General features: G+C 44.1%; 13 protein-coding genes. 8 read left to right on the top strand and 5 right to left on the bottom strand.

All coding sequences use genetic code 11. The features are described 5' to 3' along the window. The first annotated feature begins 160 nt into the window (after nucleotides 1–160). Together BACPLE_RS11390 and metF are read left to right on the top strand one after the other, a co-directional pair. Complete coding sequence (locus BACPLE_RS11390) at nucleotides 161–625, top strand: Lrp/AsnC family transcriptional regulator (protein ID WP_007562030.1); 465 nt, start codon at nucleotides 161–163, stop codon at nucleotides 623–625. Nucleotides 626–800: 175 nt separating this feature from the next. Further along, nucleotides 801–1,754 carry a methylenetetrahydrofolate reductase [NAD(P)H] gene (gene metF, locus BACPLE_RS11385; protein WP_007562029.1) on the top strand — a complete coding sequence of 318 codons (954 nt, stop codon included), beginning with the start codon at nucleotides 801–803 and terminating at the stop codon, nucleotides 1,752–1,754. Between the two features lie 13 nt (nucleotides 1,755–1,767). Here metF and BACPLE_RS11380 read toward each other — a convergent pair whose 3' ends face one another. Beyond that, complete coding sequence (locus tag BACPLE_RS11380; RefSeq protein ID WP_007562027.1) at nucleotides 1,768–3,858, bottom strand: alpha-L-fucosidase; 2,091 nt, start codon at nucleotides 3,856–3,858, stop codon at nucleotides 1,768–1,770. 115 nt (nucleotides 3,859–3,973) lie between these two features. Here BACPLE_RS11380 and BACPLE_RS11375 point away from each other — a divergent pair, with 115 nt between their 5' ends. The 4 genes from BACPLE_RS11375 to BACPLE_RS11360 all read left to right on the top strand — a co-directional run bounded on the left by BACPLE_RS11375 (nucleotide 3,974) and on the right by BACPLE_RS11360 (nucleotide 8,544). Then, nucleotides 3,974–4,678: a nucleoside-specific channel-forming Tsx family protein gene (locus tag BACPLE_RS11375; protein ID WP_007562024.1), complete on the top strand. Its 705-nt coding sequence runs from the start codon at nucleotides 3,974–3,976 to the stop codon at nucleotides 4,676–4,678. A 36-nt stretch (nucleotides 4,679–4,714) separates the two neighbouring features. Next, nucleotides 4,715–6,001, top strand: a complete 1,287-nt coding sequence (locus tag BACPLE_RS11370; protein ID WP_081458128.1) for an NCS2 family permease — start codon at nucleotides 4,715–4,717, stop codon at nucleotides 5,999–6,001. Nucleotides 6,002–6,354: 353 nt separating this feature from the next. Then, nucleotides 6,355–7,272, top strand: a complete 918-nt coding sequence (locus tag BACPLE_RS11365) for an ABC transporter ATP-binding protein (protein WP_007562019.1) — start codon at nucleotides 6,355–6,357, stop codon at nucleotides 7,270–7,272. 18 nt (nucleotides 7,273–7,290) lie between these two features. After that, a complete protein-coding gene (locus tag BACPLE_RS11360) occupies nucleotides 7,291–8,544 on the top strand; it encodes an ABC transporter permease (RefSeq protein WP_007562017.1) in 1,254 nt (417 codons plus the stop codon). Nucleotides 8,545–8,637: 93 nt separating this feature from the next. Here BACPLE_RS11360 and BACPLE_RS11355 read toward each other — a convergent pair whose 3' ends face one another. The 3 genes from BACPLE_RS11355 to mutA all read right to left on the bottom strand — a co-directional run bounded on the left by BACPLE_RS11355 (nucleotide 8,638) and on the right by mutA (nucleotide 13,567). Continuing rightward, nucleotides 8,638–9,306 carry a porin family protein gene (locus BACPLE_RS11355; protein WP_148374577.1) on the bottom strand — a complete coding sequence of 223 codons (669 nt, stop codon included), beginning with the start codon at nucleotides 9,304–9,306 and terminating at the stop codon, nucleotides 8,638–8,640. 188 nt (nucleotides 9,307–9,494) lie between these two features. Further along, complete coding sequence (gene scpA, locus BACPLE_RS11350; RefSeq protein WP_007562014.1) at nucleotides 9,495–11,648, bottom strand: methylmalonyl-CoA mutase; 2,154 nt, start codon at nucleotides 11,646–11,648, stop codon at nucleotides 9,495–9,497. Between the two features lie 8 nt (nucleotides 11,649–11,656). Continuing rightward, a complete protein-coding gene (gene mutA, locus BACPLE_RS11345; RefSeq protein WP_007562011.1) occupies nucleotides 11,657–13,567 on the bottom strand; it encodes a methylmalonyl-CoA mutase small subunit in 1,911 nt (636 codons plus the stop codon). A 291-nt stretch (nucleotides 13,568–13,858) separates the two neighbouring features. On the opposite strand from mutA, the gene BACPLE_RS11340 reads away from it, so the two are divergent. Further along, nucleotides 13,859–15,538, top strand: coding sequence for a putative transporter (locus tag BACPLE_RS11340; RefSeq protein WP_007562010.1), 1,680 nt, complete (start codon nucleotides 13,859–13,861; stop codon nucleotides 15,536–15,538). Between the two features lie 297 nt (nucleotides 15,539–15,835). Here BACPLE_RS11340 and BACPLE_RS11335 read toward each other — a convergent pair whose 3' ends face one another. Then, nucleotides 15,836–17,473, bottom strand: coding sequence for a M64 family metallopeptidase (locus BACPLE_RS11335; RefSeq protein ID WP_007562008.1), 1,638 nt, complete (start codon nucleotides 17,471–17,473; stop codon nucleotides 15,836–15,838). 268 nt (nucleotides 17,474–17,741) lie between these two features. Here BACPLE_RS11335 and BACPLE_RS11330 point away from each other — a divergent pair, with 268 nt between their 5' ends. Next, complete coding sequence (locus BACPLE_RS11330) at nucleotides 17,742–18,404, top strand: DUF2490 domain-containing protein (protein WP_007562004.1); 663 nt, start codon at nucleotides 17,742–17,744, stop codon at nucleotides 18,402–18,404.

Below are 18,404 nucleotides of genomic sequence, written 5' to 3'. Positions count from 1 at the left end.
TGTGTAAAAGTGATTAAATGATACTGCAAAAGTAGTTTGTATGGTTATATCGTCCAATATTTGATGAAAATATGGAGAATTGTTCTATATAATGCTGGTTTGAAAGAAAAAACTTGTAGATTTGCTGTCGTAAAACAATTCATAATAGAATAATATTCTTATGACAGAAAAACTGGATAAAGTGGATTTGCAGATTCTCCGTACGTTGCAGGAGAATGCCCGGTTGACCACTAAAGAGCTGGCGGCACAGGTCAGCTTGTCGTCTACTCCTGTGTTTGAGCGGTTGAAAAGGTTGGAGAGGGAAGGATACATCAAGAAGTACATTGCTGTGCTGGATGCCGATAAACTGAATCAGGGATTTGTGGTATTCTGCAATGTCAAATTGCGCCGGATGAATAAAGACATAGCCATGGAGTTCACCCGTATCATTCAGAACATTCCGGAAGTGACGGAGTGCTACAACATTTCCGGCAGTTACGATTATCTGCTGAAGATCCATGCTCCGAACATGAAATATTACCAGGAGTTTATTATTAATGTGCTGGGAACAATTGATAGTTTGGGTTCGCTGGAAAGTATGTTTGTCATGGATGAAGTGAAGCATGACTATGGACTGCACATATAGGAATGGGAAATCATTTCCTGTGTATTTATTCCATAAACAGAATAAAACGTAGAATATTATTCTAATTCTATCCGTCTTTAATGGGAAAAACAGTCCGTTTTTTCTAAATATCTTCCGATTGTTGGTGGATAGCACTTTTGCTTGTATCTTTGCCGACAAATTATACAAATGCACTATGAAAGTAATAGATTTGATAAAGAATAGTAAGGAACCCGTGTTTTCCTTTGAGATTTTGCCACCGTTAAAGGGAAACAGTATACAAAAAGTATATCATATCATTGATAAGTTGAGAGAGTTTGACCCCAAATACATCAACATCACTTCACATCACAGTGAGATAGTGTATTTGCCGCAGCCCGATGGAAACCTGAAGAAGACTACGGTACGTAAGCGCCCCGGAACGGTAGCTATTGCAGCTGCTATTCAGAACAAGTATGGCATTCAGGCGGTGCCTCATATCATCTGTAAGGGATTTACGAAGGAGGAAACGGAATATGCTTTGCTCGACTTGAATTTCTTAGGCATTAATAACTTGTTGTTGTTGAGAGGAGATTCCAAGCCGTTGGACATTGCAGAAAAAGATTTATGTCTGTACCATGAGCATGCCACCGATTTGCAGGAACAAGTGAACCGTTTTAATCAGGGCATTGGACTGGATGGCTCCAAGATAGAAGGAATTGAAACACCTTTCTCTTATGGTATGGCTTGTTATCCGGAAAAGCATGAAGAAGCTCCCAATATGGAGTCCGACCTGTTCTACTTGAAAGAAAAGGTACGTAACGGGGCCGATTATGTGGTGACACAGATGTTTTTCGACAACGAGAAATACTATGCTTTCGTAGAACGTTGCCGTCAGGAAGGTATTGAGGTACCCATTATTCCGGGAATCAAGCCTGTGGTATTTAAGAATCAGTTGAACGTATTGCCTAAAGTGTTCCGCACAGACATTCCTGAAGCCTTTGCTTCAGAACTTCGTAAATGTACGACGGACGAAGAAGTGAAAGCTGTAGGAGTGGAATGGTGCAAGGCACAGTGTAAGGATTTGCTGGCACACGGAGTTCCGGGCCTGCACTTTTACACATTCATGGCATCCGACAGTGTATATAAGGTAGCCAAAGAGGTATATTAACCTCTTTGACTGTTTACATCGCAATCCTTCTTAACCGGATACGCAGGTTGAATAATTCAGCATCTGTGTGCGGGGAAGAGGGATTGTGTGGTTTTATAGTGAGGCTATGCTCTTTTCCGTTTACCGCATCCGGTATGATGAAATCCTGACGGTAGGCTTTCTGTTCCTCGGCAGGACGCAACAGATAAGCCGCTTCGTCTTCAAAACGGTTATAACTGCGAAGGATTACCTGATTCTTTCCTTTCTTCAGTGGAAGAATCACTTTTTCCGTGCGGAACTTCGTGCGATACGGGTTCAGATGCTTGGCTATGAGTTTTCCGTTCAGGTAGACTTCCATTCCATTTCCAGCGCCAATTTCCGCCAGAATATGCTGTGAACGTGGAGAGTCTATTTCTCGCATCACATAATAGCTGGATAGAATCGGGCAGGAAACCTTGTCACTGTCTTTATCTGTTTTGGTCCATGATTTACCTGAAACAGGCGCATGCTGTAAGTCTGCATCCAGTTTCTCTGCTGAGTGGAACACTCCGTTGCCGGGGCCACATACGTAGGTATCTCCCCAGGTGGTACCTGAAGAAGCCGTTTCTTTTATCTCCTTTCCTTTATCCAGTGTCACGGAGTAAGTCTTTCCATCCAATATAAGGTCTATTTCTCTTCCTGCTTCCTGTGAAGTATAGATAATCTCCAGTTGTTTCAACAGAAGTTGTTCGAAATTCCAACTGTAGCCCGTAATGCTACGGTAATTCGTATAGTAGTCAAAGCAGGAATAGCTGTATTGCGGTGTAGCATTACGCGGAGTAAGTATGGCATTTCTAATGGTCTTTCCAGGGAACGGTTCAATCTTTTTATCGAAGGAAAGAGTCAATACGTGTATTTGTTTGTCCTTGTAGGCTGAGGCCGGTACAGTCAATACTACCTCGTCGCCATATTGCAGGTAAGTAGCCATTTTCCCGTCTCCTTTCTGCAGAAGATAGCCGGGCATTTGCAGGGTAATTTTTCCATCTGCCGGATATTTCCCAGAGAGAAATAAGTACAGGTGATTGTCTTTGCGTGTCACTTCTCCCCATGTAAACTCTTCCTGGAAAGGAGAAGCCTCTGTCTGATATACAGCGTAGCCATAGCGGGAAAGCCAGTCGCCCATCTGCTCCAGCACTTCTTTTTCAAAGTCGACTACCGCTCCGTTTCCTTTCGGACCGATGTTCAGCAGGTAGTTTCCTCCTCTGGAAACCACATTAATCAGGCTTCGTGTCTTTTCACGTACTTTATTTTCTATACATCCGCGGTCCTGCCATGCTCTGTATCCCCAAGTCTCATCGAACATGGATGCGGCACTCTGCCAGGGAGCATGAAGGGTTTTGTCCGGATAGTCATTGTCGGCCATTACGCAGAAATCATACTGGTCGTTGCCCAGGCGTCCGCTCACCATGCAGTCGGGCTGGTATTGGTGTACGAGTTCATACAATTCCTTACTTTGTGCCGGGGTGTTTGCTCCCATATCAAACCAGAGTTCGGAAATCTTTCCATAATTGGTAAGGAGTTCCTTCAGTTGGGCTTTTGAAAAAGCATGATGTGCTTCTGTAATAAAGTCAGCGTTATGGGGAGACATGGGCGATGCATACGGATAGTGCCAGTCGATAAGCGAATAGTACAGTCCGAAGCGCAGTCCATGACGGCGGGCAGCTTCCGACATTTCTTTCACGAAATCCCGTTTGCATGGAGTTGCATCGTATGAGTTGAAGGAAGTAGTAGCCGTTTTGAACAGGCAGAAGCCGTCATGATGTTTGCTAGTCAGGATAATGGAATGCATTCCCGCCTTTTTTGCCAGTACGGCAATGGAATCAGCATTAAACTGTGTCGGATTAAACTGGCCGGCAATTTTTTCGTAGTCTTTCTTGGAAATTGGGGCAAAAGCCTGAATCTGTTCACTGTATCCATTCTGCACCTGTTTACCCTGCCATACCCCGCCTAATTGTGAGTAAAGTCCGAAGTGGATAAACATGGAATATTTGTCTCCGTGCCATTGGCGGAAGGCTTCTTGAGATACCTGGCCTTTTGCTCCCAGGCCTATCACACACATCAATAGAATGATTAACAGTTTTTTCATGGCTTCTTATTTATGCTCTTTAAGAGCAAAGATAACGAGTTCTTTGTTTTTATACCGCTTTTTTATGTAATTTTGCAGCCGATTTTAAAAACCATTAAAAGTACGTTAAATTAAAATGAAAAAATTATTTCTTTTTGCGTTTATTCTTCTTTCTGTATGCGCAGGAAAAGTGATGGCTCAGAACATTCAGTTGCATTATGACCTTGGTCGTGCCTTGTATAAGTCATTGGACGAACGTCCATGGGTGACTACAACGGTCGAGATGTTCAAGGCAGACAAGTGGGGTAGCACTTATTTCTTTGTCGATATGGATTATACAGACAAAGGAGTGTCATCTGCTTATTGGGAAATCAGCCGTGAACTGAAATTCTGGAAGGCTCCTGTTTCTGCACATGTAGAATACAACGGAGGTTTGAATTATATCAACAATGCCTTCCTGGGAGGTGCTACCTACTCATGGAACAGCAGTGATTTTTCCAAGGTATTCGGCGTACAGGTTCTGTATAAATATATTCAGAAGAATGAGAAACCGCATAACTTTCAGTTGACAGGTACATGGACCCTGAATTTCTGCAAAGAAAAATTTACTTTCAGCGGATTTGCGGATTTCTGGCGTGAAAAACATACGGATGTAGATGGAAATAACCATGACTTTGTATTCATCAGCGAACCGCAGTTCTGGGTAAACCTGAATAAGTTCAAGCATGTAAACAAAGACTTGAACCTGAGTGTAGGTACAGAATGGGAATTGAGTACGGATTTTGCCGATCGTAACGGATTCTATTTCATCCCGACGCTGGCCATGAAGTGGTCTTTCTAAACCGGTTGAATCATTTAAAGCGATTATAAAATGAAAATGCTGGAAAAATTATTCGGTTTTAACCCTCGTGAGACGCGCATTCGTACGGAAATCTTGGCCGGAATCACGACCTTTCTGACCATGGCCTATATTTTGGCTGTCAATCCCAACATTCTGGCAGCTACAGGTATGGATAAGGGAGCGCTTTTCACGACGACAGTCATCGCTTCGGCTTTTGCTACACTGTTGATGGCCTTTTATGCCAAATTGCCTTTCGGATTGGCACCGGGCATGGGATTGAATGCGTTTTTTGCCTATACCGTTTGTCTTACGCTGGGTTATACCTGGCAGTTTGCTCTGACGGCTGTACTTTTGGAAGGAATCATATTCATTCTGCTGACGGTAACCAATTTGCGTGAGAAAATTGTAGATGCGCTGCCTTTGAGCCTTCGCAATGCTATTGGCGCAGGTATCGGCTTGTTCATTGCGTTTATCGGTTTGCAGAATGCCGGTATCATTGTGAATAACGATGCGACTTTGATTTCATTGGGGGATATTACTTCCGGTTCGGCCTTGCTGGGCATCATCGGCCTTTTGGTTACTTCCATCTTGTTGGTGAAGAAAGTCCGTGGAGCCTTGCTGATAGGAATCTTGCTGACGACCGTCATCGGTATTCCTATGGGATTGACACATCTGGATGGCGTGTTGAGCACTCCTCCTTCTATCGAACCCATTTTCTTCCAGTTCCAGTGGGAGCATATCTTTACAAAGGAAATGGTGATTGTAGTGTTTACTTTCCTGTTTGTAGATATGTTTGATACCATCGGTACGTTGGTTGGAGTGACTACAAAGGCCGGAATGGTGACTAAAGATGGAAAGATTCCTCACCTGAAGCAAGCCTTCTTAGTGGATGCCATCGGAACAACAGCCGGTGCCATGCTGGGTACCAGTACTATTACCACTTTCGTGGAAAGTGCTTCTGGAGTGGGTGAAGGCGGACGTAGTGGACTGACTTCCTTTGTTACGGCAGTGTGCTTCCTTCTGTCATTGTTTTTGGCTCCGTTCTTTTTGGCAGTACCGGGTGCAGCTACGGCTCCCGTATTGATTCTGGTAGGTCTGATGATGATGTCTTCTGTGAAGAAAGTAGATTTTATGGACTATTCAGAAGCTATCCCGGCGTTTATCTGTATCATTTTCATGCCTCTGGCTTACAGCATTTCCGATGGAATTGTGTTGGGAATGATCAGTTACGTCTTGATTAATCTGTTGTGCGGACATACCAAGAAGCTTACACCGGCCATGTATATTCTGGCCTTTATCTTTGTCTTTAAGTTCTTCCTGTAAGCTTTTGTATTATATTGGAAATTGTTGCGGAAATGCCTTAGCGATCACTGCGGGCATTTCCGTTTTTTTATGTCGTTTCCATGCACTTGCTTGACAGATTTTCCCTCCCTGAAGGGCTGTTTTTCCTTGTCTTTCAAAATGCCCTTACGTTCCATCCCAAATGTACTTGCGTTTAGAATCAAACGTCCTTGTGTTTTACTTCAAATGCACTTGTGTTTCAAGTGAAACGTCTTTACGTTTTTCTTTCCTGCTTTTTATGCAGAAAATTGGAACAATTTTCTTTACTTTGAATGAAATTGATAACTTTGTGAAACTTATATCTTTTAAATGTTCAATTTTTAATAAGTAACGACATGAATGATTCTTTTTTGGAAACACGACAGGTCATAAAACGTTATGCCAACCATACGGCGCTGGATGGAGTAAGCATCACGGTGCCCGAAGGACAGGTATTTGGTTTGCTGGGACCCAATGGGGCAGGAAAGACCACATTGATTCGTATTATCAACCGTATTACAGCTCCCGATGCCGGTGAGGTGTGGTTTGACGGACGGCTCTCACGTCCGGAAGATATTTATTCCATTGGCTATCTTCCCGAAGAACGTGGACTTTATAAAAAAATGAAGGTGGGCGAACAGGCCATCTATCTGGCACAGTTGAAAGGATTAAGCCGTCAGGAGGCTAAGAAAAGACTAACCGACTGGTTTGAACGCTTCGAAATCATGCCTTGGTGGAACAAGAAGCTGGAGGAACTTTCCAAAGGTATGCAACAGAAGGTGCAGTTTGTCATTACCGTGTTGCATCGTCCCCGCCTGCTGATTTTCGACGAACCGTTTTCAGGCTTCGATCCGGTAAACGCAGAACTGCTGAAAAGAGAAATCCTGAAATTGAAAGACGAAGGACATACCATTATCTTCTCCACGCACAACATGGCTTCTGTGGAAGAAATCTGCGACCATATTGCACTGATCAATCATTCAAAGGTGGTGTTGCAGGGAGCAGTAACGGACATTCGTTCACGTTATAAAAGCAATCAGTACGAGTTGACGATGCAGTCTTCGAAACCGTTGCAGAATTCGGATGCCTTTGAAATTGTCAGCAGTGAGGTGCAGGATGAGCAGACGGTAAACTATAAACTGCGGAAGCTCACTTCCATTTCCAATTCTGAGTTATTGTCACTTGTAGGTGCGCAGGGCGAAATCTGCAAGTTTACCGAATGTATCCCTTCCATGAACGATATCTTTATCCGTACGGTAGAGGGGAAAATCTAATCAAAAAATCTTTCAGCTATGAACAAGACATGGATTATTATTCAGCGTGAATTCATAAACCGGGTAAGCAAAAAGTCGTTTATCCTGCTTACCATATTGATGCCGTTCATTTTTGCGGCACTTATTTTTGTCCCGTTGTGGTTGTCTACGGTCAAGGGCGGAGACCAGAAACAGGTGGCCGTCATTGATGCCACCATGAAATACCTTCCTCAGTTTAAAGACGATGAATCCTGGCATTTTGTGGGAGTTCCCCAGATGGAAGCTTCTTTTCGAAGTGACTCCACACAGTTTGATGCCGTGGTCGAAATCAAGGCCGACCTGGCTGAACATCCGGAGGCCGTAACGATTTATTCGCGGAAAGAAGTACCCAACAGTCTTTCGCGGCTGGTAAGTGAAACACTTGACGAGCAGGTGCGTCAGGACAAGTTGTTGCGTTATGATATTCCGCAGCTGCCTTCCATCATGCAGGATATGAACCGTAAGTTGAATATCCGTACGGTAAAATGGGGAGAAGACGGGAGCGAGAGTGAGTCCAACGCAGGAGCAGCTATGGCAGCCGGTATGGTATTGACTTTGCTGATTTACATGTTTGTGATGTCATACGGAGGTATGGTGATGCAAAGTGTGATGGAAGAAAAGACCAACCGTATTGTAGAAGTCATCGTTTCCTCTGTGAAGCCCTTTCAGTTAATGATTGGAAAAATTATCGGTATCGGACTGGTCGGTGTGGCACAGCTGGCTATCTGGGTGGTGCTGATTGTGGTATTGTTGGCCGTAGCCGGTGGAATTTCCGGTAGTTCGCCAGAACTGATGGGAGGAGCATCCGGCTTGCTGGCTACTCTTCAGGGATTGAATCTGGCCAAGATGGGGGGACTCTTTATCTTGAATTTTATCGGAGGATACCTGGTGTATGCTTCCATATTTGCGGCTATCGGTGCGGCCATCAACGGACAGGAAGATTCTCAGCAGTTTATGATGCCGATTGTTCTTCTGTTGATTTTTGCCCTCTATGCAGGTATCTATAGCTCTGATAACCCCGACGGACCGTTGGCTATCTGGTGTTCCATGATTCCGTTTACTTCACCTATTGTCATGATGGTGCGTCTGCCTTTCGATGTACCGGTGTGGGAAACGATGCTGTCAGTCGTTCTTTTGTATGCTGCCGCTTTCGGCATGATTTGGATAGCCGGAAAGATTTATCGGGTAGGTATTCTGATGTATGGAAAGAAACCTTCTTTCAAGGAAATGATTCGCTGGATTACGTATAAGTAAAAGTATTCTGTTGAATCTTTTAAAATAGAAATGGCAGGTGCGAAAGGAAACTTTAATCTTTTACACCTGCCATTTTTATGTTTTTTGTTTCAATTATAAATGATAGATGAGAGATAATTGGGGGCTGGTCATAAAAATTCCCAGTTTGGAACGTTTTTCGAACATCTTGCTTGGGATTTCAATCTTTTCATCGAGGTGCTTGAATATATAATATTCTACAGAGATTGATATTTTCACACCTAAATGTGTGTGGAATTTATACTCTACACCTATGTTTGAGTTCATACCAAGTCCTGATTTAGGAACTGAATATTTTTGGTCTTTGTTTATGGTACCTTTGTTTAAATAATGCGCGTATCCAATGCCTAAATCGAGGTAGCTAATCATTCCTTTTAATAGTTGCGCCTCATGAACAGACGAGAATTGTGGAGCAAGATAAAAGATTTGGATATTTTCATGTAAGGATGAATTTTGTGCACTTTCCGAAAATGAGAGTCCATGCATATAGTGTTTAAAGGCAAGCCCATAACCTATATATTTGTGATGTCTCAAAAAATCTATACCATATTGAAATCCGCGACTACTTTTTTTAGGATTGCTGTACCATAAAGATTCTCCTGTTCCTTCTTGATTGGCAGAGGCTATACCGAAATTAAAACGGATAGAAATGTCTTTTTGAGGAATTTGATTGTTCTCATCCATTTTCTTTGCACGCGTGGGCAGGCAAAATAAAAGACACAATAAAATGGCGATTGTTCTCATGATTACAAGGTTGGTAAGGTTTATTCACAAATATACAAAAAAATAACACTCTATTTTCCGATATGGATATTTAACTTATCAAATCTTTTGGAGAGAACGTTTTTGATAGTAGTATAGGGCGTAGTTGTGTATAAAAAAGTAGTCCCGAACATAAAGTCCGGGACTTACTTTTTTATGGAAATTATTTTTTATTCCTCTTCTGCTTCTAACAACAGTTCCATTACCTGGCAAGCTGATTTAGCCACGGAAGTACCCGGACCAAAGATAGCCATTACACCGGCTTTATACAAGAAATCGTAGTCTTGTGCCGGGATGACGCCACCTGCAAAGACCAGAATATCTTCGCGACCCAGACGTTTCAATTCGGCAATGATTTGCGGAATCAAGGTCTTGTGTCCGGCAGCCAATGAAGAAACTCCCACTGCATGAACGTCGTTTTCTACAGCTTCGCGAGCGGCTTCTTCCGGAGTCTGGAACAACGGTCCCATATCTACGTCGAAACCACAGTCCGCAAATCCGGTAGCTACTACCTTGGCACCACGGTCGTGTCCGTCCTGTCCCATCTTGGCAATCATGACACGCGGACGACGGCCTTCTTTCTTCGCAAATTCTTCGGTCAGTTCGCAAGCCCGTGCGAAATCTGCATCCTTTTTACTTTCTGATGAATACACGCCTGATATTGTTCTGATAATTGCTTTATAACGTCCTACGACTTTTTCGCAGGCGTCAGATATTTCTCCCAATGTGGCACGTACGCGAGCGGCTTCTACGGCCAGTTCCAGCAAGTTACCCTTGCCAGTGCGTACGCATTCCGTAATAGCGTCCAATGCCTTGTTCACTTCAGCCTGGTTACGGCCTTCTTTCAGACGGCGCAGGTTCTCAATCTGTTCCTGACGTACAGCAGTGTTGTCCACTTCCAGAATATCAATCGGGTCTTCTTTTTCCAGACGATATTTGTTTGTACCCACGATAGTCTGCTCACCCGAGTCGATACGAGCCTGAGTACGTGCAGCAGCTTCTTCGATACGCATTTTCGGAATACCGGTTTCGATGGCTTTGGCCATACCGCCCAGTTTTTCGATTTCCTGAATGTGTTCCCAAGCCTTGTGAGCCAGTTCGTTGGTCAACGCTTCTACGTAGTAAGAACCGCCCCACGGGTCTACATTTTTACAAATCTGCGTTTCTTCCTGAATATAAATCTGAGTATTACGTGCAATACGTGCCGAGAAGTCGGTCGGAAGGGCAATAGCTTCGTCCAATGCGTTGGTATGCAGTGACTGCGTATGTCCCAATGCGGCAGCCATGGCTTCAATACAGGTACGTCCTACGTTGTTGAACGGATCCTGTTCAGTCAGTGACCATCCGGAAGTCTGTGAGTGTGTACGCAGTGCCAGTGATTTCGGGTTCTTCGGATTGAACTGTTTTACAATCTTAGCCCACAGCATACGTGCGGCACGCATCTTGGCTATTTCCATGAAGTGGTTCATACCGATGGCCCAGAAGAACGACAGACGCGGAGCAAAAGCGTCAATGTCAATGCCGGCAGCCACTCCCGCACGGAGGTACTCCAATCCGTCGGCCAGTGTATAAGCCAGTTCAATGTCGGCAGTGGCTCCCGCTTCCTGCATGTGGTATCCCGAAATAGAGATAGAGTTGAATTTCGGCATCTTCTGAGAAGTATATTCGAAGATATCAGAAATAATCTTCATGGAGAAGGCAGGCGGATAAATATAGGTGTTACGCACCATGAACTCCTTTAGAATATCGTTCTGGATGGTTCCGGCCATTTCTTCCAGTTTGGCACCCTGTTCCAGTCCAGCATTGATGTAGAATGCCATGACAGGAAGTACCGCACCGTTCATAGTCATGGAAACAGACATCTTGTTCAAAGGAATACCGTCGAAAAGTACTTTCATGTTTTCCAGTGAACAGATAGATACACCGGCTTTACCTACGTCGCCCACTACACGCGGATGGTCAGGGTCGTATCCACGGTGTGTCGGAAGGTCGAAAGCTACTGACAATCCTTTCTGACCGGAAGCCAGGTTACGACGGTAGAATGCGTTGGACTCTTCTGCGGTAGAGAATCCGGCATACTGACGGATGGTCCACGGGCGGAAGGTGTACATCATAGAGTACGGGCCACGGAGATAAGGAGGAATACCGGCTGCGTAGTTCAAGTGTTCCATACCCTCCAGGTCTTCTTTGGTGTATACAGGTTTCACCTGAATCTGTTCAGGCGTTTTCCAGTTGGCGGTAATGCCATTTTCTTTCTGCCATTCCATGCCATTCTGCGGATGGAAACCGGCAAATATATCGATTTGTTTGAAATTCTGTCTCATAATTCAATTCAGGATAAGAGTTTGCTGTTGTATTCGCGTAAGGTTTCCAGTACGTTGCAACGTACATGAATGAAGTTTTCGATGCCGGCAGCCTTCAGTTCTTCCATGCAGGCTGGAGCGCCGGCTACGATAAACATAGCGCGTCCGTTGAGTGCCTTGAAGGTCGGGATAGCATATTCTGCATATTCATCATCGCTGGAGCAGATTACCACGATGTCTGCCTGTGCTTTCATGGCAGCTTCAATTCCTTCTTCTACGCTGGCAAATCCTAAGTTGTCAATTACCTGATAGCCTGCACAAGCCAGGAAGTTGCATGAGAACTGTGCACGAGCCTGACGCATGGCCAGGTTACCGATGGTCAGCATGAAAGCTTTCGGACGTTTTCCTGAATTTTCAGTTTCCAGACGAAGAGCTTCAAATTCGCTGGCTGCACGTGCGGTTTCCAGTTTGGCCAGAGTGCCTTCTTCTTCGTGTGCTTCTCCACCGCAACCGCATTTCTTGCATCCATCCAGCGGACGTTTGTCTCCTGCCAGTTCATTGAAATTCGGATACTGGTTGGTTCCCAACAGGATTTCTTTACGTTTGGAAACCGCTTCATGACGGGCTTTGTTGCTTTGGTTTACAGCTTCCTGAATGCTTCCTGCCTTGACAGCCTGCAACATACCTCCTGCTTCTTCAACAGAAAGGAAGAGGTCCCAAGCCTGTTTGGCAATGGCTACAGTCAGATTTTCAATATAATAAGAACCTGCAGCCGGATCAACGATACGGTTCAGGTGTGATTCTTCTTTCAACAGCAACTGCTGGTTGCGGGCAATTCTTTCAGAGAAATCGTCTGGTGTCTGATAAGTTTTGTCGAATGGAGATACCGTGATGGAGTTGACTCCGGCAATGGCGGCACTCATGGCCTCAGTTTGCGTACGGAGCAAATTCACGTGTGCATCAAACAAAGTAAGGTTGAAATTGGATGTCTCTGCATGGGCCACCATCTTGCAGGCACAGTAGCAAGTGCCGTCGGCTCCTGTATTCTTGCAGTCCGTACGAGGGCATTTCGGTGCGTATTGTTTTACGATGTCAGCCCATAGCATACGTGCGGCACGGAATTTGGCGATTTCCATAAAGTAGTTAGAGCTGATGCCAAAGTTAAATTTGATTTTCTTGGCAGCCAGTGCGGCTGGAACGCCTGCTTCTACCAACTGGTTGAGGTATTCATTTCCCCATGCCAGTGCATATCCTAATTCCTGATAAATGTAGGCTCCGGCGTTGTTCAACTGTACAGAGTTCACGGCAATGCAACGGAAATGCGGGTATGCGGCCAGTGTTTCCACCAGTTCCTTACCCGTGGCAATGACAGCGCTTACGTCTTTTCCTTTTTGCATCATTTTGCTGATAGGGTCGAAGTTGAGTGAGCCTTTCAGCTTTTCAGGTGCATATCCTTTTTTCTGGAAATAGGCTACCAGCAGTTGTGCCAGTTGCAGCGTATGACGCTGGCAGGTAGAGAAGTTCAGTTCCACACATTCGCAGCAGATGTCTTTCAGCAAAGTATCGAGGTATTCTGCATTGAGTTCTTTGGCTTTGATATGGAATCCGAGTGAGTCTACACCTTTATTTAATATATCAAGGGCTTTGGCGTTGGCTTCAGTAGCATCGTTTACGGTAATGTCCTGACGGATAAACCAGGTGTTGTCGTCTTTCTTGATGCCTCTGATGTAGGGATATTGTCCGGGAAGTCCCTCTGTGGTTTTCAATCCTTCCAAATCTTCCTGACGGTAGAATGGTTTCACCTTGAAACCTTCGTTGGTTCTCCATACCAACTTCTTCTCAAAATCGGCTCCTTTCAAATCTACCGTAATCTTGTCCATCCATTCTTGTGTGGACACGGGCGAAAAATCTGAAAAGAGTTTTTCTTTACTATCTGCCATAGTGAATTAGTGTTTTTGGGTTGATATTCAGATTTAAAATTATCACACAGGTTGTAGCCTGCATGGGCAAATATACAAATTTTCCGCTTGTTTATTCCACATTACCCCTTTTTTATAGCTATAGAAAGCTAAAAACATTAAACGTGCGTAGAGGGCGCTGAGAGCTTTTGGACAGGAAAAGAGTGTACGGAACACATCATAGAGAAGGTTGGAATGAAAAAAGAAAGAAAAGTTTGCCCTATTATTTTTAATTGGTTACATTTGCCCCCTGAATAAACAAATTTAATATCTATGAACTGGCTACAAGATTTATTGACGAATCCCAACTCGATAGCGCATATAGTGGCATTGTATGCCTTTGTAATTGCGGCGGGGGTACTGTTGGGAAAAATTAAATTCTTCGGCATATCGCTGGGAGTTACATTCGTCTTGTTCGTAGGAATCTTGGCTGGACACTTCGGTTTTACTGGAAATCCTGCCATCCTTTCTTTCGTGCAAGATTTCGGACTGATTCTTTTTGTCTTCTGTATCGGACTTCAGGTCGGTCCTTCATTCTTTTCTTCTTTTAAACGGGGAGGTATTACATTAAACCTGCTGGCAGTGGGAATTGTGTTCCTGAATATTGCCGTAGCATTGATTCTGTACTTTGCTTTGCAAGGCAGAGTAGACATTCCGATGATGGTGGGTATCCTGTGTGGAGCGGTTACCAATACTCCGGGGCTTGGTGCGGCGAATGAAGCTTTGCAACAGTTGCACTATCAGGGACCTGAAATTGCCATGGGATATGCCTGTGCTTATCCGTTGGGGGTGATGGGTATTATTCTTTCCATGATTATTATCCGCTATATCTGCCGGGTAGATGTGCAGCGTGATAGTGATGAGATTCAGAAAGAGGAAGAAGCCAATCCGCACATGAAGCCTTATACTATCTCGCTGAAAGTGCAGAATGAGGCGCTGAGCGGCAAGACCTTGTCGCAGGTGCAGAACTTCCTGGCACGTGACTTTGTATGTACGCGTATTATTCAGGACGGCCATATGATTACACCGAATGCCAATACAGTGCTTCGCCTGGGGGATCGTATGTTCCTGGTTTGTGCAGAAGATGATTCAGAAGCTATCATGGCCTTCATTGGTCCGAAAATCGAACAGGATTGGGATGCCACTAACCAGCAGGACAAACCGATGGTGTCTCGCCGTATTTTGGTGACACAGCCGAATATCAACGGAAAGACGCTGGGAGAACTTCATTTCAGCAGTATGTATGGAGTTAACGTGACACGTGTCAACCGTTCGGGTATGGACTTGTTTGCCGCTCGTCAGCTTCGCTTGCAGGTGGGCGACCGTGTGATGGTAGTAGGTCCGCAGGATGCCATCGAACGTGTGGCTAACTTGCTGGGTAACCAGTTGCGTCGTCTGGACCATCCGAACATTGTAACTATTTTTGTCGGCATTCTTTGCGGTATCCTTTTCGGAAGTTTGCCTATTGCTATTCCGGGCATGCCGACTCCGGTCAAATTAGGTCTGGCTGGTGGTCCGCTGATTATCTCTATTCTGATTGGACGTTTCGGACATAAAGTGAAGCTGGTAACTTACACCACCATGAGTGCCAATCTGATGCTTCGTGAAGTGGGACTGGTACTCTTCTTGGCGAGTGTAGGAATCAAGGCCGGCGAGAACTTTGTGCAGATGGTAGTAGAAGGTGATGGCGTGTTGTATGTGGGTCTCGGTTTCCTGATTACTTTCATACCGTTGATTATTACCGGTATTATTGCTCGCTGGCATCACCGGGTGAACTATTTCACGTTGATGGGTTTGATTGCCGGTAGTAATACAGACCCTCCTGCTTTGGCATACGCCAATCAGATTGCAGGAAACGATGCGCCGGCTGTAGGTTACTCAACCGTTTATCCGTTGACCATGTTTTTGCGTATCCTGACAGCACAGCTGCTTGTCTTGCTGATGGCTGGATAAAAATATAAACGGAAAATAAAAAAGCAACGCCCTGTATCTGTCACAGACTCAGGGCGTTTTGTTTGAAGTAAATTACTTCAGGTTTTTATAACAGGTTTTTTATAACAGGTCCTTTTATTAAGATGTCCTTGCATGATTATTGCTTCATTGAGTTGTTTTTTATGTCTTTCATTCGTGAAACGTAGGTTTTTCTAGGGGAGAATGTTGGGCTTCCGATAGAGAAACTTACGTTTCAGCTTGCAGAGACATAGTGTATTTTAAAGGATTTTTCTATTTACCTATTGAAGTTTTTAAGTTTTACTTGTGGACAGACTTGCCGACAAAATGTGGTCGTGCAAACTGACGGCTACTGCTGGTAGAGGCTGAATTACGGCTGAAGGTTTGGCTCTCAGAAGGATTCTGTTTGTCAAATACCGTAAATTCTTCATAGGATGTTTCCCGATTTTCTCCTCTTTTCATAACCATATCGTAGATGGCTTTACGTGATGGCGCGTTAAATCCGCAGGTATTGGTATTCATCATGCTGTCTTCAGTAGGGCGATATACGCCACTCATATACGTGCAAGCTCCTTCATAAATACCGATACTTTCAGAGGTATAGCGGCTGTCTTTCAGGAAGGAAGACCACAGGATGGTATTTTCATCCTGAGTGAAATCCACATTTTGTGCCCATCCATAGCTTTGCAGCATTTTTACACTACTGATTTCTGAGGAAGGAATTTTTCCGTTTTCCTCATAACTGTATTCATCTTCCAGTTTAGCGAATCCGTGACCTACTGCTTCGTGTACCAGTACTTGTCTGAAACTTTCATTTTCCAGATCGTAGATGATAGGGCAATAAGCTATGGCCAGTTCGGTTACCTGGTTATTTTCGTTGTAATACCCGAAATATGTAGTTCCGGCGTACGAGGGAGAATTAAGTACGACTACTGCCAGTGTTTCGTATAAATCAATATTTTCTATACATTGTATATAATCTATTACATTTTCATCATTTCCGGTTATAAGGGTGCTCATTCCTCCTGCCATTTGACATCCAAAGGCGGTGTTATAACCATCGAATCTGTTGCTGCGAGAAACTGCCGTTACGGAATATATGTTAAAGTAATTCCGGAGAGACTTCAGAGGTTCTTCTGTAAACAGGTTTTCCATGGCTTTATTCATGACTTCATCGTATGTTCCGTCTTCTATTTCAGTGTCCAGAAAGCCATCTCCCATCAATACAATGGGGAGTCCGTTTCCTTCTGTGGCACGTTGAAGAATACGTACCGTTTTGTCGGCAGAATAATCAGTCGATGTGCTTGTATTGGTACCTTCCTGTATGATAGTGACACTATTCAGTAATTCCTCTTCCAGACCGTTTATTTTACAAAAATAAAGATTGGCCGTTCGTTCCCTTTCATCTTCGTTGGGTAAAGCAGTCAAATTGACTACATAGCCTTGCTCTGTACGACTATCAGCCGGTTGTGTAAGCCAGTTGGCTGTACTATAAATAACAAGTTTGTCCCCACTGAGGTTGGTGGTAAACTTGACTTGTAGTGAACCTCCTTGCGCCTCAGTATAATAAGTCGTCTGTTCCAGTTCTACGTAGTCTGCGGCCGATTGCGTGACGGTAAGGGATTGGGTGAGACCTGCGGAAACTAGATTTACTATGGCTGTACGGGAGTCTTTGCTGTCATTTTTACTGGAGGCTGTCAAGGCCAGTTGATAAGTGCCGGCTTCCCCCGAAGTAGGAGAAATCAAAAGCCATTCACTGGATGTATTTGCTTCCCATTCTCGCGTACTGGTAAAGCTGATTACTGTTTGGGAATTAGCCGCAGAGGCTAAGGTAATTGAACTTGTTTCTTCTTGCAAAGAGAAACTGGGGTCAATTTCCTTTTCGGAACACCCGGATATCAAGAGGATAAGAAGAAATAATAATATACTTTGTTTCATGTCTGTAAAATGATGGATGTGCACAAAAATGCTTTTTCTTGTATTAAATAACAAACGAAATCTACGAATTGGCAAGAAAAAACTACGAATTCATTGATTAAAGTATTAAACTATTTCTGTACTAAAAAGGAAAATAGTTGATGAAGGATAGTTGGATTGAATTATTTTGCGACAGACAACGCTGAAATGGTTATGTACCATCTTCTGCATTTGCAAATTCAGGATTTTCTTGATATCTTGCATTGTCAATTTATCCGGATAGAGTTTTATGAAACAAATATTGCATAAATTAAGGGTGTTACTGCTGATTGTATGGGGGATGTGTATTCCCTCGTTGCCGGGATATGCCATGACGGATAGTGAGTTTGCTACATGGACGGGAGTACGGGTAGACTGGCTGCTTAATCCCCGTGTGAAGTTTAGGGGAACATTTCAAACTCGGACACAAAATGGCTTAAAAGAAATGGAACGGGGACGTTTGAATGTCGGACTGAATTACCGTGTGTTACCCCTCATGCAACTAAAAGGATATTACGAAATACAATACCGTGACCGTGGAACTGCGGGATGGAAAGTTGGACATCGCTATCAAGCCGGTTTTATTGTTTCAGGGGCCAAACGAAATATAAAGCTTGGCTGGCGGGAACTTTTGCAACACACATTTATTGGCGGAGCAAATGAGGTGCAATTACGTTCGCGTTTGAGAGCGGCTTATGAACCTGAAAACTGGATAGCATATCCTTATTTTTTTGTGGAAACGTTTCAGCCGCTAGGCGACGAGGCTTTCTTTTCGCTGCCGCGTGTCCGTTATCGTTCGGGGGTGCGTTGCCCTCTTTCCCGGAAAACGGCTTTGGATGTATATTATTGTCGCCAATATGACGTGAAGCGTTGCCTGAATATTTTAGGACTTAATTTGGAGATAAAATTGTAA

The organism is Phocaeicola plebeius DSM 17135, assembly GCF_000187895.1.
GTDB lineage: Bacteria > Bacteroidota > Bacteroidia > Bacteroidales > Bacteroidaceae > Phocaeicola > Phocaeicola plebeius.
This window is presented reverse-complemented; position numbering and strand designations above follow the sequence as displayed.

Coding starts and splice junctions, on each gene's coding strand:
- BACPLE_RS11390 (WP_007562030.1), top strand. CDS start 161: ATGACAGAAAAACTGGATAAAGTGGATTTGCAGATTCTCCGTACGTTG.
- metF (WP_007562029.1), top strand. CDS start 801: ATGAAAGTAATAGATTTGATAAAGAATAGTAAGGAACCCGTGTTTTCC.
- BACPLE_RS11380 (WP_007562027.1), bottom strand. CDS start 3,858: ATGAAAAAACTGTTAATCATTCTATTGATGTGTGTGATAGGCCTGGGA.
- BACPLE_RS11375 (WP_007562024.1), top strand. CDS start 3,974: ATGAAAAAATTATTTCTTTTTGCGTTTATTCTTCTTTCTGTATGCGCA.
- BACPLE_RS11370 (WP_081458128.1), top strand. CDS start 4,715: ATGCTGGAAAAATTATTCGGTTTTAACCCTCGTGAGACGCGCATTCGT.
- BACPLE_RS11365 (WP_007562019.1), top strand. CDS start 6,355: ATGAATGATTCTTTTTTGGAAACACGACAGGTCATAAAACGTTATGCC.
- BACPLE_RS11360 (WP_007562017.1), top strand. CDS start 7,291: ATGAACAAGACATGGATTATTATTCAGCGTGAATTCATAAACCGGGTA.
- BACPLE_RS11355 (WP_148374577.1), bottom strand. CDS start 9,306: ATGAGAACAATCGCCATTTTATTGTGTCTTTTATTTTGCCTGCCCACG.
- scpA (WP_007562014.1), bottom strand. CDS start 11,648: ATGAGACAGAATTTCAAACAAATCGATATATTTGCCGGTTTCCATCCG.
- mutA (WP_007562011.1), bottom strand. CDS start 13,567: ATGGCAGATAGTAAAGAAAAACTCTTTTCAGATTTTTCGCCCGTGTCC.
- BACPLE_RS11340 (WP_007562010.1), top strand. CDS start 13,859: ATGAACTGGCTACAAGATTTATTGACGAATCCCAACTCGATAGCGCAT.
- BACPLE_RS11335 (WP_007562008.1), bottom strand. CDS start 17,473: ATGAAACAAAGTATATTATTATTTCTTCTTATCCTCTTGATATCCGGG.
- BACPLE_RS11330 (WP_007562004.1), top strand. CDS start 17,742: ATGAAACAAATATTGCATAAATTAAGGGTGTTACTGCTGATTGTATGG.